Origin of the sequence: Acetobacterium sp., assembly GCF_030652775.1 — a bacterium.
Taxonomy (GTDB): domain Bacteria; phylum Bacillota; class Clostridia; order Eubacteriales; family Eubacteriaceae; genus Acetobacterium.
Genome location: NZ_JAUSPS010000067.1, coordinates 1 through 16,326, shown reverse-complemented (window position 1 = coordinate 16,326; position 16,326 = coordinate 1). Strand labels below are relative to the sequence as shown.

Here is a 16,326-nt window from a genome sequence, read left to right as displayed (position 1 = left end):
ATTTAATCAGTTACGCCCAGCGTTATTGTCTTTTCACTTCTGGTAACTTTTGCATTTTTACTGTCTTTAATATCGACATAGAAGGTGTAATTACCTTTTTCGAGCGGCTTATAGCTGTAGTAGTAGGCTGATGAGAAACCCTTAATTATTGTCTCTTTACTATCATCATCTTTTTTCATCGAGAACTGGTAGTAATAGGGTTTGACACCATCCTGTCCGATGGCGGAAAGACGAACAGTTCCACCTTTTGCAATACTGGTCTTACTAATGGTAAAGTCTTTAACCGAAGCCTTTTTAATCACGGCATAATTGCTGATGTCTTTGTCTGCAAAATTCGAAGCTTCATCGGCATTCTTCTTATCGGTTACCTTGACAAATAATTTATAGGTGCCCGCTTTTTCGGGCTTGAAGATAATCGCCTCTGGCGTATCATCTGCGGTCTCGGTCATGGCGACCGGTGTTTCTTTTCCCAGTTGATAAGAGAACTCATAGAGATAATCCCCACTTCCGCCACTGACTGCGGTGGTCAAGGCGACCTCGTCTCCTTCATACTGTTTCCCGGTCGGTGCAACCGAAAATCGTCTGATTACAGGTGGATCCATCACTTGATAATCCATTAGCATCGATGAGTCCTCCTCAATACTACTGGTAATATTATTGGCATCGGTGATCATCACCCTAAAGGCATAAAGTCCCGGTTTTTTCAGCGGATAGTTCGCATATTTGGATGTGCTTTGTGAACCGATTGCTTTCCATTCCACGACATCATCTTCATCATTTTCACTGTCCAGCTTATAATAAAACTGGTATTTATAAGGCGTTTTTCCACCGGCTCCGGTGGCGGTCAACTTAATCGTTGTGCCGATATTCTGGGGTGTTTTCTTATCTGCCACCAGACTCTTGACATTCACTTTTCCCAGTACCTTAAAACTGGCAATTTTTGCTGTCTTTGTAACATAGTTATCATCGGTTACCTCGACAAAGAGCGTATAGGCACCAGCCAAATCTGGAACGAAGTCGGCTTCAGCCAGCCGTTTATCTGCGGTTAAGTCGGTGTCCAGATCTTCAGTCGCAGTTCCCCGCTTCCAATAGAAGCGATAGTCCAGTTCACCAATACCAGTGTCTGTAGCTACCGTTGCGGTAAGTTTAACTGAATCACCTTCATAAACGGGTTTACCTGTTTTGTTGGTTGTCAAAGTTACCACAGGCGGGTTATTGATTTCATAGTCCATACTATAGCTGGCCTTAGTCTTATTGCCATCGGTAATCTCCACCATCAAAATATAGTTGCCTTCTTTTTCTGGTTTAAAGGTAGCAAAGTTCTTAGCCGTATCGCCTGGGAGTTGACTGGAATTGACCGTGGTTATTTGGTCATCTTCGTTTTCCCGAATTTTCTGATAAAAAACATAGGTATAGGGTGCTTTTCCACCATCCGGGGTAGCTGTCAATTTAATTTCCGTATTGATATCCTGCCCCGAAGGTTTGCTGGTTTTTAGGCTTTTGACAGCAAAGGTTTTTAGTACCACAAACTTGCCAAGGACATAGGTTGCACTCGTCCAACCCGTATCATCATCCCGGGCACTGACATAAAAGGTATAGGTGCCGGCAATGGTTGGTTCAAAGCTGGCTACATTATCTTTCACGTTCGCCGCTTCGATAGTGCCTGATTTTGAACCAACCTTGTAAGCGAAGGTATAGGTCAGGTTTTCGCCACCAGCCTCCGCTTTGTTGGTGGCGGTTAAAGCAATTTCGTTATTGATATAACAATTGGTCAACGTTTTATCCGTTTCGGGATCAGTAACCGCCAGACCGGTTATAATTGGCGGATCCGTTACCGATAGCGCCAGGGCTTTGGACACGGTGTTTAAACTGACTTCGTCGTTTTTATCAGTAATTTCCACATAGAAGGTATAGTTACCGGCTTGGTCCAATGGGAAATCGATCGTCTTTAGTTTATTATCAACCGACGGAATCGGAGTTTCTGCTTTAATAACAGCCCCTTTTTCATCATCTATTTTATAGGAAAACTGATAGGTGTAGGGCGAAACACCGCCTTTTCCAGCCGCAGTCAGCTTAATGGTTTCCCCAATAATCAGTCCGTCGCTTTTACTGGCGTTAAGACTGGTGACTTCCAGACCGGCATTAACCTTGTAACCCGTGATTTTCTTCTTGACGGCAGTGACCCCATCGGAAACTACCACCTCAAAGCTGTAAGTTCCCCCACTGAGGGGTGTATAAACAACATCCGTTAGGTCACTGTCGTTATCAACAAGTTTTTCGGTGCTGCCATTGACGTAAAAGGCATATTCCAGAGCGTGTTCGCCGGTTCCTTTTTTTACATCAGCCTTCAAGGTAATTGCCTTCCCCGGATAAACTACTGCCCCTTTTACGGGTGTCGTCGAAAAATTATCGAGTACCGGCGGATTTTTTATCTGATACTCGGTTATCTCTCCGCCAGCAGCCTCAACCCCGTTGGCGTCAGTCACCATTACCCGCAGCGTATAAAATCCCACATCTTCGGGCTTACTAAACTGAAGTGATGCCGTTTTTAAGCTCGATTTTTCCTGAATAGGTTTTATATTTCCCTGTTCATCCTCCCATTCAAAGGCATAGGTATAGGGTGATTTTCCACCCGTTGCGGTAGCAGTGAGCTTAATCCCGGTATTAATGGTCGTACCAGACGCTTTATCTGCTTTAAGAACAGCGGTCACCGTTTTTAACACCACCACATTTTTTAGGGTTTGGGTAGCCGTAAGCCCATCCTCATCCTTTACCTCAACCGTCACGCTATAGCTACCAGCCGTGTCCGGTATAAATTCAAAACTGTTTTCATCTTCCTGAGTCACTGTCTTAACAATTTTTGATCCATTTTTAATGGTAAAACGGTATTGCATCGGTTCGGCACCGGTGCCATCCTGTAATTCTGCTGTGACCAGAATTGGATCGTTCACATAGATTGAATCCTCGGGCACTTCTTTCTTTACTGCACTTAAAGCCTCGATAACCGGGCCATTGACGATTTTATAATTCGCAATGGTCTTGGTGGTCGTTTTTCCGTTGCCGTTGTCATCTTTTATTTCCACATTTAAGGTGTATTCACCGACCCGAGTTGGCTCAAATAATACTGTATTGGTGGTTGGTAATGCTTTGTCGTCCAATTCAATTGGGTTCTTAATTGGGTTCTCATCCAACTGATAAAAGAATTTGTAAGTATATGGTGTTTTGCCACCGCTCCCGTTGGCGGTCAGCTTAATGGCGATATTGATATTCTGACCTGAAGGTTTATTGGTGATGAAACTTTTCGTTGAAACGGCAGCCAACACCTTGTAGCCGGTTTTAGTTGCTGTTGTTTTCAAGCCATTCTTATCCGTTGCTTCGGCAATAAAGGTATAGTTTCCGGCCCTGTCTGGAGTAAAACTTATTGCTGCCAGATCCTTCGCAAGCGAATCTGTCAGTTCCACTGTTTTCGAGCCGAGTTTATAATAAAAACGGTAAGTAAATGGAGCGGTGCCACCATCCACGGCTGCGGTCAATGTCACCGCATCCCCAGCATAGTGGGTAATTTCATCATCGCGGCTGGTGGATAACTGCGCCAACGGATTATCCTTGATCACATAAACCAGAGATGTCATCTCGGCAGTGATGCCATTGGCATCTCTAGCCACCACCATAACGTTATATTCACCCGCCTCATTCAGTGGCAGACTCAGCGAACTCGTCGTAGTTAATTCTCCCTGATAAATATTACTACCTTCCCGATCACAGGCAAACAAATAGGTATAGGGTCCCTTTCCGCCACTGGCTGATGCCGTGAATTTTACGGTTGTGTTACGATTTTGCGGGGATAGCTTGTCTGCTGTCAGGGTTACCGCCGGTCTGGTCAGTACCGAATAAGCCGCCGCTGTTGCACTCGCAACCACTTCACTTTTTTCAACAATATCCACGTAAAAATGATAGGTTCCGGCTGATGGCAACTTAAAGTTGATTGCGGTATCGGTCACCCCGGTTTTAATCGGTATCTTTGTGGTGCTTGAATCAAGGGAATAGCCATAAGAATAGCTGTAATCGTCCTTGATACCAGAAATATTGGCATTAAGGCTGATTTCATCTTCAGCATAACCTGGATTTCCACCCGCCTTTTCCGCTGTTAGTGTGACAACCGGGGTAATAATGTAATTTTTGATGGTTTCCGGAACAATTTTCCCACTACCATTTTTTACTTCCAGAAAAAGATCGTAACTCCCGGCCTTGGTTGGGGTGAAACTGGCCGTTGCTGCCGCCGAAAAATCCTGAATCGGGATTTCTTCTCCATCTTTTAAAACAGCATAAAACCGATACTGATAGGCCGTTTTCCCGCCAGAACCTTCGGCGTTCAGAACAATGGTCGTTCCGATGGAATGAGTCTGGGAATTATCCGGGGACGCCGTGAACGATTTGACGGCCAGATCATCGACAATACTGTAATTAAGAATTTCACTTTTGGCCGTTCGTCCCTGCTGATCGGTGACTTCCACATAGAGATTATATAGGCCTGGCTCAGCCGGTTTAAAGGTGGCTTGGGGAGTTTCTAAATCCCCCAGTTCCTGGATGACCTCACCATTGGTGTAGTAAAAGCGATAGTTTAATGTTCCGCTGCCGGTATTGGCTGCTGTTTCCACACTCAGCAGGATTTCACTGTCATAATACTGGGGTGAAGCTTTGCTGGCTGTAAATCCATTTTCTTTGATCACCGGTTCATTTGTCACGGTAAAATTGCCATAGGACTTTTGTGCCATTTTTCCCTTGTCATCTTCTACTCTAACATAAAAGGTATAGGTTCCAGCTTTGGTTGGATTAAAACTGACCGTGTTCAAGGCGCTATCTTCGGTAATGCTATCCGTAGACGTCGTTCCATCAAAACTGACCAGATCCCAGAAGAAATCATATTTGATTATTCCGCTGCCACCAGAAGCGGTTGCCGTCAGCGTTACCGGATTACCTACACTGATTTCACTATCAGGTGAAACCTGGAGGTCATCTACCACCAGAAATTCGATGATATTAAATGTTATTTCCGGATTGGCTTCCAACGCATAGTCTTTTGCCGCTGAGGGTGCCTCACCATCGATTTCTACCAACGGACTGCCCTTAAACATCCCATAGCCATCCATGTCAGTCACTGATTTCGGAATACTTACCTTTTTCAACTTTTCGCAATTTCCGAAGGTCGGGTTTTCTTCAACTGAACGAATGGCGGTCAAGGAAGTGGGAAGTTCAATTTCAACCAATGCGTCGCAGTTATTGAATACGCCATCTTTTAGATAAAGCAGGTTGTTGGTAAATTTTACGCTGGTGATTGCCTTGCCGTTAAAGACATTGCTGCCAATACCAACGACCTTTTTGCCATCTAGCATATCTGGGATTTCTACAGCGACCCCACCACCGTCATAGCCAGTAATCTCAACCCCTCCTGCTACTGCCGTCCAGGTGAAAACGCCATCAGTCTCCATCGTAGTCATCCCACCGTCTTCGGCCAATACATTAAGCGGTAGTGATGTCAGTATCATTAAAAACACCAACATCAGACTCAGCCATTGTTTGAATTCTTTTTTCATCCCTCTTCCTTCCTCAAAAGCCCCGTTATTTTTTTGTTTGCTTTATATTTGTTCTATGGATTAATATATACTTCAACATTTGATGTTGTTGCCGCAACACCACCATTAAGCGGGGTGATCGTAAAGGTGACTGTTGCGACCGTATTACCTTCATCTGTGATCACACCGGTTGTCGGGTTAATCACCGCTGTTCCCTGATCAATCCGACTAAAACTGATGGTATAATCGGTTTTAGTAAATCCCGCTGCTGTAATCATCTCTGCCGCTCGGGTCAGGATATTATCCCCAACCTTTTGTACCCCAAAATAGGACGAATTGATTTTTGCAGTGGAAATAACATAAGCTCCGGTATAGACCAGTTTTTTCTGAGCCGCTACAATTTTTAACGTCGCCGCATCTACCACTGACTGGGTGTTATCAGCGGTCACCACATTGGCCGTTACCACAGCCTGATAAACAGACCAGGATTCCGGCGTATAATTTGATTGTTTCACCGCTGCAAGCGCTGTATTGTACGCTGTCAGATCAGAGCCTTTGACTAAAATTGATTGTTGAAGGGCGATCAATGTTGCGGTATAGCTATCTACCACACTTTGTGTATAACCCTTCATGGTATCGGCTGAAAGTTCCGCAATGGCTTTTACCTGGCTGTCATTGGCGTAAGTGGTAAACGAAACAGTGGTATAAGGGCCATCTGTTATTTTAATATTTTTGGCGGTATTAAAAGCCGTCAGATCAGCGGTCTTGACAAGCTTTGTAATATAGCTGTTGATATCAGAAGCAGCCGTATCAATTGTGGTTTGAGCGGTGTTTTTAGTAATCACATCATATGCCCAAACCCCGTTTGTCAAGGTGCCATATGTCTCACAATTAGCGGTATAGTCATTCCAGGGAGTCGACGTATAGGGTGCATTAGCGGCATCCCCACCATATTGTACATAGAGGGCAATGGCCTGATTAAACGCCGTCAAATTTGAATAAAGCACCAGATTTTTCTGGGCTTCCAGAATTTTTGCTGTAGCTGCATCCACTTCAGCCTGAGAATCCATGTTAGAAACTACATTAGCATCCACGACTACCTTATATGCGGACCAGCCTGATTTTACCATATCCTCCGACACGGCCGCCAGAGCAGCTTCGTAAGCTGTCAAATCAGCCAGTTTAAAAAGATCCTTTTGCGCTTTGATCAGGGCAATGGTGGCGGCGTCAACCTCGGCCTGAGTATCTTCTGCTGTCACCACATTATCAGCAACAACGGTCAGATAGATTTCCCAGCTCGCTGCCGAATAATCAGACTCTTTGACATTATCTAGAACATCATTATAAATACTAAGATCAGCCTTTTTCACCAGGCTTTCCTGAGCTTTTTCAATTGCCGCTGTAGCTTCCGTTATTTTATTGGCAATATCATCTTTGGTAACAACATTACCCGCAACAACGGCCTGATACAGCGCCCAGGAAGGGCTGGTGTAATTATCTTCATTGACCTGAGCCAATACTGCCTGATACTTATCAAAGGCAATTTTCACTGGTGTTTCAACAATTTGAATTTCAATCGCTTCCAGTCTCAGTCCCTTGCCTTCCGAGCCAGACAAGACGCCATCGGCGACCCAGCCTTGCGCCCAGCCCTGATTCTGAATGTGGGTTCGATATTTGATTGAGTAGTCCGAGGCTTCGGTACCAGTGAGTCTGATTTCAATGGCCTCCAGTCTCAAACTCAAGCCTTCCGTACCAGCCATTTGACCATTAGAAACCCAACCTTGTGCCCAGCCCTGATTCTGAATATGCGTCTGGTATTGTATTCCCAGTCCATCCGGAACATCGCCAGTCAGTTCAATCTCAATCCCTTCCAACCGAAGCCCTTTGCCTTCTGATCCAGACAATTTGCCATCATTCATCCACCCCTGAGCCCAGCCATCGTTTTCAATATGCGTTCGATATGTCACCCCAACGGTCATGTCCGTTTCTGTATCTGCTTCTTCAGCAAAAACGCTTGTCGTAAATGCCATGGTCATCATACACAAGCCTGTAATAATACCTATACCTAGTTTTTTCACTCTGTACCTCCACTTAGAATTGTTTTATTTTTAGTTCTTCTCGTGTTATCATACCTTGAATTTTACACCTTTACGGTCTTTTTGGCAATCTAAGTTTGGATTGGTTTGAATTAATCCTTTATCACCACCAACCTAAAAAGACGATTTGAGTATTTGATACCCAAATCGTCTTACTTTTAGTATTTGATATCCTCAATCCAGTACCTTAACTGGCGAACATACTGGCCTGGTAAACCGTCGTCCAGTCAAGCCAACCAAAGTTTTGAGCATGCACGTTAACTACAGGAAGCTTTTTTGTCTTTTAAAAAGCTTATTTAACCTGTTTCATTTTTAGTACATATAAATCTCGTTCATTTTCCAGTTCTTTATGTAATACAAAACTCAGAGTCTCTTTGATCTCAGCAAAATGTCGCGCTGTGTCGGTCTTGAACTCAGTCAAAACGGCCGTTTGATCATACACTACCTCAAGCTTAGTTTTGATTTCGCTCAGTTCAGTTTTGATGCTTGTGACATCATTCTTGACTTCACTCAGCTCAACCTTAATCCCGGTGACATCGCTCTTGACTTCGCTCAGCTCTCCGCGCACCTCACCGAGTTCCGACTTCACACCATCTAAACCCGTTTCCAGTTGACCCAGTTTCTCCAGGACAAGCTGTTGGAACGCCTCATTGGTCATGTCCCACCGCCTTTCATAAAAATATTTGTCGTACCTAAACAATTCATTGCTGATATTATACACTATTTTAATAACAATATAAATGAAAAGTTGTGGGTGTGGCACCCTCGATTTCGGCTGTTTTCTTACAGGTGCGAGCAGATCTTAACTTTAGCTCTTAATAGAATGCTTTTGCTCCATGCTCATACTGGAAACAAAACACCGAATCATCGGCGAACCTGACCATAAACGCATCACCGGAGCATTGGTTACCCAATAAGCTCCAAGGCCATTTAAAGCTGTCGGCTACGGTGCCACCCATGAAGTCGGGACTGTTTTGATAGTAGTTGGGATCCATACTGATTTCCTCCAAAAAAGTATTAAAGACCATTGACTGCTTAAGCCAATGGTCTTCACAATTATACGGTATTTAAGATGGGGGTTTGATTCAGAAACTCACTGATTCTGGTTATCTAATGGTTTTTTGTTTGAATGTGCTGCCCTTTTTAAATGTTTTAAAATGAATGTTTCGGTGTGGTTCTTCTTCAATTGGCACAATGGCCAGAGTTTTTCCTAGTGGTCTTAATATTTTTAAAATGGTCATCAATTGGGGATCAGTTGTCCCTTTTTCCATTCGGGCAATTACGGGTTGCTTAACACCACTGGCTTCTTCCAATTGTTTTTGAGTGATTCCCTGATCATTTCTGGCTCGAATTAATTCACTTATTAATGCTACTCTCAAATCAGATTCCATTATTTCTTCCGGGGTGAATGTTCTCTTTCGATAGTCTTCCCAACTTTCACCAATTGGGCTTATTTTTTTGTTACTCATGTCTATTTACTCCTTTCAACAAAATCTTTCATACACCGTTTCGCTTGTTCAATCTCACGTTTCGGGGTTTTTTGTGTCTTCTTCATGAAATGGTGAAGTAGAATAAAACGATTTCCATTCCAACCAATAAATAAAATACGGTCTCTTAACGGTCTTAATTCCCAAAGATCCCCTTCTAAATGTTTAACATAGGGTTCACCAGCTCTTGTTCCATTTTCACTCAACATTTGAATATAGTCTTGTATTTTATTAAATTTTATTCGGCTGTCCTTGTCATTTTTACTTGCAAGCTCATCCAAATAATCTCGTACAGGAACGTTCCCGCTTTGATCAGTGTAAAAGTTTATCTTATACATATTTCTTATTAATCTTTCTGTTATGCCCTCATTATAACTGGAAAGTTATATTCTTGCAATGATTTTGGTTATTAAATTTTCTGACACAACCCTCAAAGTAATACGGTATTTGAGATAGGGAATTGAACGACCCCTCTATGGCGGATGTTCCGTTTGAAGACCGGTTCGGTCTGATGGTTGACCGGGAATATACCAGCCGCAAAAATAACCGACTTTTGCGACGGGGTTTTCAACCGAAATATTCAGCCATTGGGCTAGGTTCCTCAAAAAAGTATTAAAGATCATTGACTATTTAAGCCAATGATCTTCACAATTATTGTCTTTAAGATGGGGGGGTAATTCAGGGAACCGATGATTGTGGGGAAATCTAGAACGATTTTCTGCGAAATCGAAGATAGCCACTTAATTTTGATCCGTTTTTCCCCCAGTCCCGGCAATGGTGACAAATGGAATTTCAATTCTGACACCGGAACCATTGGCTCCATCGTCGGGATTGATTGCTACTATCGTCAGATCGGCTGGGGGATGCAGTCCGGAACGATCACAACCGAAATTCACCTGTCACGACTGACGGCAATTTGGGGACAAAAAAGATGAGACTGGTTGGAGAATTCAAATTCTTCAGTGAGATTGTGGATTAGTTCAGTGATTGGTGGCACGTCATCTGCCCACTGATTCCGTCCTCATGCATTGCTCCAATCATTTCCTGAAATCAGATACCTAAGAACTTTTTGACATCGTCGATGCTTGTGAATCTGTCAATTTCGTAATTAAGCAATTCCAACATCTTCAGATCCAATGCCGCAATTTTTTCCTGATATTCAGCAGGCATGATTCCAAATTTGCTTGATAACCGATTAATTGCCAAACTGCTCATGGCTTCAATTCCTTTTTCAAGCCCTTCCTCAACGCCTTCTTTTTTCCCTTTTTCAATACCCTTTTGGATACCCTTTTCAAAGCCTTCTTCTCTCAAAACTTCTGCCAATGTCATAGCTACTTCACTCCCTTCAGGAAAGATTCCTTCAATGTATTTTTGAACAACATTTGAGTTCACATTTGAAAATTCTGGTACAATTTCGTAAACATACCGTAGACAGGTTTCAAAATATTCCGTGGCTGTTTGTTTTTCATTCATCGCATTCAGGGCTGCAGCAACTCTTTTGAGGGCTTCGAGCAGCGCCTGTTCATCATGCCGGTTGACATGTTTCAGAATTGAAAGTACCACATAGTAAAGTGATCCCATCACGATTACTTCATCTGAAAAGCGATTCAGATCATAGACATGGTAACTAAAATTAGGAATCCCCTTTTTAATGTCATCCGGCAAGTCATCATAACCAAGAATCATGGTGTCCAGAGAATTTCCAAGTTCCCAGTTTCTTTTGCCATGATAAATAACCATCGGAATGATCACGGGGATATGTTTGGATTTTTCATTTTTGATTTTCTGATTCCAGATGTTGACTAAATATGTCAATAACTGCAAACCCACATTTTTGTCAAGGTAACTCTTGTGTTCAAAAAGGAGATAGAGATACCCTTCTTGCTGATTGATGGTTGTTCGAAATAACAGATCCGAACGGGTTTCTTCCAATTCCTTGCTGATATGGGTGCCATTCTGCAATTCAAGATTCTGCAGATCAATGGTCTTCAATATTGATTCAGGCAACGATTCCTTCAAAAAATTCTGTGAAACTTCCAGATTTGCGAAGGTCGCCCTAAAAAACTTGTCATGAATTTGTTTTATTTTCATTCGTTCACCTGCTTATGTATTTCATATTATACCCGATTTCCCTTTAAAATACTATTAAAATTGATGGTCGTTCTGTGGCTGAGGGATAGACCAGTCTGGTAGCTGGGAAACTGGCGCAATTGATTGGAAATAGACTAAAGCTGCAAACCAGAACCACCAGCCGAATCTTTTCCAGACAGATTCCTCCAGATTTTCCAGCCACTTCACAGCCACTTAAAAAATTAATAAAGACGACCCGAGTCCCGAAGAACCCGAATCGTCACTATTCTTTGTAACTCAACCAACCAACACAATATCACACTATTTTAAATTTCTATAATAACTTGCTCCTCTTACATATGCTCCATCCTTGGTAATTCCGGTTCTTCCTTCTGTCAGTGATGCCACTTTCTCGAATGCTGTTTCGATACGGTTTTCATTGTCAATTGAACAGTATCTCACAGATTCAGTTTTTAAGTACTCCGATACTTTGCTCAATTCCTCAGCTGATAAATCTTTACTATGTTTTTTAATGGCAGCCAGCATCAAATCACGACAAGTATCCATCACTTCAATAAGCACAAATTCGTCTTCATTTCTAAATCCCGCTCCATATTCAATTACGCGATCAAGATTCATAATGACAGAAACATACAATTTTAATTGATCCAGCAAATTATCTGTACATTCTGCACGCTCCAATAATTTATCGCTTAGAATCATTAAAAAGTACACATCCGGAATATTTTTGTTCATTTCATAACCAACTTCAGTTTCATAATCATCAATTGTCTCTTTAACTGATAATGATCGTTTCACTAATTTGTGATATAATTCTCTGCTGAAACCAGAATCTCTTAACATCCTATGGATTATTAATTCAGCAAGTTCTTCTTTTGAATGACTCATTAATAATTGTTTCCAGCTCTGACAATCTGTTATTGTTTCAATACATTGCTTTATTTCCATCATCCCACCTCATTATATTTTTCCGAAACCATGAGACTGTCGCTTACTGTTCTTTTATAGCATTTTCGACAATTCGTTTCCCGATTCCTAATACCCTGCTCAATTGTCGAATGCTGCTACCGGTTTCCTTATATATTATCAGGATACATTCATCTCGTTCTGTCTTCGTTAAATCCATTATTCTGGAATAATGCTGATTTGCTTTAATAAAATCCTTGATACCCTCATCCGTACATTTTACAAAAGCTCTTGTATCAAGACAATCATCCTGATTTTCTTCATATGAGAACTTTTCAAAATCGGCAATATTTTTAAAATAACTTTGAATCAACTCAGTATCAACCCAACAGAAAATGTTTTTATAGGCTTCGAGATATTTTTGATAACTACTCCATGTATATTCTGCTTGCGTTGCTACCATATTTGCCTTCATTGGATTATTATGTATATATCGAATGACTGTTAATAAATAACGTTCATTTTCAACAGGTTCACTAACGTAACGGTTTTGGAATAAATGACCCGTTCTCCCATATTTTTGGTTATGATATCGGACATATCCGACCGTTATTCGTTTGATGCTTACTCCTAGCTCTTCGCCTTCTTTCAGGAGCAAGTGTACATGATTATCCATCAGGCAATAGGCATAGAGCTTAAATTCTCCTAATTCTCTTGCCCGTATTAGTTTTTCCATAAAGAAAAGTTTGTCTTCTTCATCCATAAAGATGTTTCGACTGTCTATCCCTTTTAACATCACATGATATACTCCTGTGGTACTTTTTATTCTAGCCAGCCTTGCCATGTTTTCCTCCATTCTCCGTGTTTGCGACCATTATACCATATTTTACATAATGTGACAAGTGAAACGTCCCCGTGTCACCTCTTCCTAAAAATCCCGACAGTCGTGGCAGTCCTGTCAGCAACCATTCAAAACTGTCGGCACTGACGGGACTGACGGCAAATACGGGAGAAATTTTTTGGAGATCAAGCATTTGTTCAGTGATTGGTGGCACTCCATCTGCCCACTGATTCCGTCCTCATGCATTGCTCAATCGGTTCCTGAAATCAGATACCTAAGAACTTCCTGACATCTTCGATCGATTTTAAATCATCGATTTCGTAATTCAACATTTCCAGAGAATTCAGATCAAGGGTATTGATTTTTTCCCGATACTCTGAAGGCATTATTCCAAATCTCTTGGTCAATCGATTAATTGCGAGACCAATCGCCAGTTCTTTTTTTCCTTCTTCAATTCCTTCTTTTTTTCCTTTTTCAATACCTTCTTCAAAACCTTCTTCTCTTAAAACTTCAGCTAATGTCATGGTTACTTCACTCCCTTTCTTGTAGGTTACGGCTAATTGCTTAATAACGGTATTCAATTGATCCTTTGACAGCGGTGGACCGGATGTTAGAATATAACGCATGCAGGTTTCAAAATACTGAAGCCCCGTTTCCTTTTCCTCCAACTCATCCAGAGCTCTGGCTGCCTTTAAAATCGTTTCCAGAAATTCCTGACTAGTTTTCTTGAAAACATCTCTGAAAATGGACAATGCAATCATCAATTCTGCATTTCCTTTGATTTCTTCATCTGAAAACTGAGATAAGTCATAGAGCTGGTAGCGATAATCCGGTGTCATTTGTTTGACTTCTTCCGGTAACATATCAAAATCCATAATCAGATCGCTAAGCATCGGTCCAATCTTCCATTGCGTTTTTCCATGGTAAATCACCAGCGGGATGATCACTGGGATATGGGTGTCATTTTCTCTGTTGACTTTCTGGTTCCAGATGCGAACCATGTACGTCAGTAACTGCAGTGCAACCATTCTGTCAGGATAGCTCTTGTGTTCAAACAGAAAATAAAGATAACCGTCCCGCTGATTGATTTTTGTCCTGAATAACATGTCTGAGAATAACTCACTGAGTTCTTCATCAACATGGCTACCATTCTGAATTTCCAGTTCATTTAGATCAACTATTTTTAAAATCGGTTCGGGTAGGTAGTTCTCGATGAAATCTCTGGCCACTAACGGATTGGAGAATATTTCCTTGAAAAACTTGTCATGGGGATTCTGTATTTTTGTCTCACTATTTTTCATTCGTTCACCTTCTTTGCCTTAATTATAATTGATTTCCCTTTAAAATGCTATTAAAATTGATGCTTGTTCGAGATTGGCCGAATTGATCACTTTGATTGGCATCACCCTTTCATTTCAATTGATGGATTGGATATTGTCCAGTGGATTAGTTTTGTGTCGGCTATCCAATTCCGAATAGTCACCCATCTTTTTCCTCCGTCAGTGCCGACAGTCCCGTCCATCCCGTCAGAAAATTGTCACGACTGTCGGCACTGACGGCAATTTAGAACAAAAAAGATGGGACTGGTTGGAGAATTCAAATTCTTCAGTGAGTTTGGATGATCGGAAACTAGCGCAACTGATTGGAAACCAGATGTTCTTTCCACTCTTTGTCCTGATGGTAGTATCATTGACGCTTTCAAAAATCTCTCAATATAAAGAATAATCCACTTTTCATCTGTGTGATATCTAACAGCTTTCATCATTTTCCTGTGGTCTATGTTATCGAATAGACCCACAATGTCATACTCTATCACCCATGGCAATTTCCAACACCTTTCTCTTGTAACCTTTATCGCGTCTATAGCAGACCTTTGTGGTCTGTACCCATATGAGTCTTCATAGAAACTCGGCTCAACACAAGGTTCAAAATGCTTTCTTACTACCATTTGAGCAACACGGTCCTCAATTGTGGGTATACCTAGTAAACGAACTTTTCCATTCTTCTTAGGTATTTCTATCCCTCTTACAGCATTTGGATAATAACTTCCTGATGACATACGATTCCACAATTTATACAGATTGTTTTTCAGATTTTCTTCATACTTATCAAAGTCTATTCCATCTATTCCCCCAGCACCCTTATTTGCTTTTACACATTTGTATGCTTCGAGTATTAAATGTTTTGAAATAAGAAACGATTTTCCTTCCATAATAAGATCCTCCCATCTCTGGTTGTTTTATTCTTGAAGTATAGATAACAGAGTCCCTTCGCTCCATCGCCATTACAACGACTTCTTCACTAGTACGAACTCTTCCGCATCTAAACTGTTCTTCACTACTTTCATCCTTGACATTTTGGCGCTTGGATTTTTCGCTTAACATTACAGTTTAGAATTCTCCTGTTCCTTATAAGAGCCTATGCCATGCTCTTGTAGCCTTTACGCCGACAGTCATCTAATCAGTAATCAGGTATCTTCTAGATTTGTCCCAGATGTATCATAAGCATCTGGTTTTGACTGTTTTAATGGGCTAACGACGCTTCATTCATCGGACTCTTCACTTTCGTTCAACTTCATGGCACGTACCTGACTAATTCTTTAGCCTTTTCCAATTGCGCTCAGTACCATAACTTTTGATTACAGCACCCAATGGTGGTTTGGAATCCGTACCTGAATACCGATTCCGAGAGGTCTTCTCTCATCTCTTATAAAGCATGCACTTGACTGTTTGCCCCCCCCTTTTAACTTCATTCAAGCACTTCAGGACACACTATGATCCGCCCTTATCTTGGCGCACTGACAGGCACCGTTTGTCTTTACAGCGTGATCTGCTGGAGCTGATGGAAATCCGTTGTGGCCAGACGTCCACAATTTTCTGTTCTCAATTTACTGCCGAAGGTTGGCATGAACGCCTGGGCAGCGGGGCTCTGGCGGATTCAATCCTTGACCGTATTGTCCCATCGGCTTACACGATGATCATTGATGGTGATGTTTCGATGCGACGAAGAAAGCGTAGCATAAAATAATTCAAGCAATCATGGGAGCCATTCAGGCACTGGCTCCCTCTTTCGGTGCAGTGGCTCCGTATAACGGATCAGCTGGCTCTATTTCAGGAGATTGGGTGGCTCCGCCACCCCGTAATAACCAAGGTTATTATCTCATAGATTTTTCCGTAATGTAAGGCACCTTGTTAGTCGAGTAGGCAAGGGGAATTTCACCCCAAGCCTCTCACAGAACCGTACGTGACACTCTCGCGTCATACGGCTCTTGTTATCCAATCGTTGGTTTGATACCCTTCTCCCAATGATAAAAGAGTTTAGGTTTTGAATTG

General features: G+C 41.9%; 14 protein-coding genes. 2 read left to right on the top strand and 12 right to left on the bottom strand.

Annotation, left to right across the window (positions count from 1 at the left end; all coding sequences use genetic code 11):
- Positions 1-2: 2 nt before the first annotated feature.
- From Q7J41_RS11890 to Q7J41_RS11865, 6 genes are all read right to left on the bottom strand, one after another.
- Complete coding sequence (locus Q7J41_RS11890; RefSeq protein ID WP_304888366.1) at positions 3-5,594, bottom strand: leucine-rich repeat protein; 5,592 nt, start codon at positions 5,592-5,594, stop codon at positions 3-5.
- Between the two features lie 53 nt (positions 5,595-5,647).
- Positions 5,648-7,651 carry a hypothetical protein gene (locus Q7J41_RS11885; RefSeq protein ID WP_304888364.1) on the bottom strand — a complete coding sequence of 668 codons (2,004 nt, stop codon included), beginning with the start codon at positions 7,649-7,651 and terminating at the stop codon, positions 5,648-5,650.
- 310 nt (positions 7,652-7,961) lie between these two features.
- Positions 7,962-8,327, bottom strand: a complete 366-nt coding sequence (locus Q7J41_RS11880; RefSeq protein ID WP_304888362.1) for a hypothetical protein — start codon at positions 8,325-8,327, stop codon at positions 7,962-7,964.
- 157 nt (positions 8,328-8,484) lie between these two features.
- Complete coding sequence (locus Q7J41_RS11875) at positions 8,485-8,664, bottom strand: hypothetical protein (protein ID WP_304888360.1); 180 nt, start codon at positions 8,662-8,664, stop codon at positions 8,485-8,487.
- A 111-nt stretch (positions 8,665-8,775) separates the two neighbouring features.
- Positions 8,776-9,138 (bottom strand): helix-turn-helix domain-containing protein, encoded by a 363-nt coding sequence (locus Q7J41_RS11870; RefSeq protein ID WP_304888358.1) that lies wholly within the window; start codon positions 9,136-9,138, stop codon positions 8,776-8,778.
- A 2-nt stretch (positions 9,139-9,140) separates the two neighbouring features.
- Positions 9,141-9,437: a type II toxin-antitoxin system RelE/ParE family toxin gene (locus Q7J41_RS11865; RefSeq protein WP_370651014.1), complete on the bottom strand. Its 297-nt coding sequence runs from the start codon at positions 9,435-9,437 to the stop codon at positions 9,141-9,143.
- Positions 9,438-9,851: 414 nt separating this feature from the next.
- Here Q7J41_RS11865 and Q7J41_RS11860 point away from each other — a divergent pair, with 414 nt between their 5' ends.
- On the top strand, positions 9,852-10,091 hold the full coding sequence (locus tag Q7J41_RS11860; RefSeq protein WP_304888354.1) for a hypothetical protein: 240 nt from the start codon (positions 9,852-9,854) through the stop codon (positions 10,089-10,091).
- 115 nt (positions 10,092-10,206) lie between these two features.
- On the opposite strand, the gene Q7J41_RS11855 is transcribed toward Q7J41_RS11860, so the two are convergent.
- From Q7J41_RS11855 to Q7J41_RS11830, 6 genes are all read right to left on the bottom strand, one after another.
- Positions 10,207-11,247 carry an Rpn family recombination-promoting nuclease/putative transposase gene (locus Q7J41_RS11855; RefSeq protein ID WP_304888351.1) on the bottom strand — a complete coding sequence of 347 codons (1,041 nt, stop codon included), beginning with the start codon at positions 11,245-11,247 and terminating at the stop codon, positions 10,207-10,209.
- 43 nt (positions 11,248-11,290) lie between these two features.
- Positions 11,291-11,449, bottom strand: coding sequence for a hypothetical protein (locus tag Q7J41_RS11850; protein ID WP_304888349.1), 159 nt, complete (start codon positions 11,447-11,449; stop codon positions 11,291-11,293).
- A gap of 98 nt (positions 11,450-11,547) precedes the next feature.
- Positions 11,548-12,198, bottom strand: a complete 651-nt coding sequence (locus Q7J41_RS11845) for a hypothetical protein (RefSeq protein WP_304888347.1) — start codon at positions 12,196-12,198, stop codon at positions 11,548-11,550.
- 40 nt (positions 12,199-12,238) lie between these two features.
- The gene (locus Q7J41_RS11840) at positions 12,239-12,997 is read right to left on the bottom strand and encodes a transposase (protein WP_304888345.1); all 759 of its coding nucleotides are present in this window, start codon (positions 12,995-12,997) and stop codon (positions 12,239-12,241) included.
- Between the two features lie 263 nt (positions 12,998-13,260).
- Positions 13,261-14,295, bottom strand: coding sequence for an Rpn family recombination-promoting nuclease/putative transposase (locus Q7J41_RS11835; protein ID WP_304888343.1), 1,035 nt, complete (start codon positions 14,293-14,295; stop codon positions 13,261-13,263).
- Positions 14,296-14,531: 236 nt separating this feature from the next.
- The gene (locus Q7J41_RS11830) at positions 14,532-15,206 is read right to left on the bottom strand and encodes a reverse transcriptase domain-containing protein (protein WP_304888341.1); all 675 of its coding nucleotides are present in this window, start codon (positions 15,204-15,206) and stop codon (positions 14,532-14,534) included.
- Between the two features lie 599 nt (positions 15,207-15,805).
- Between Q7J41_RS11830 and Q7J41_RS11825 the strand changes: the two genes are divergently transcribed.
- Positions 15,806-16,021, top strand: coding sequence for an ATP-binding protein (locus Q7J41_RS11825; protein ID WP_304888338.1), 216 nt, complete (start codon positions 15,806-15,808; stop codon positions 16,019-16,021).
- The last annotated feature ends 305 nt before the right edge of the window (positions 16,022-16,326 follow it).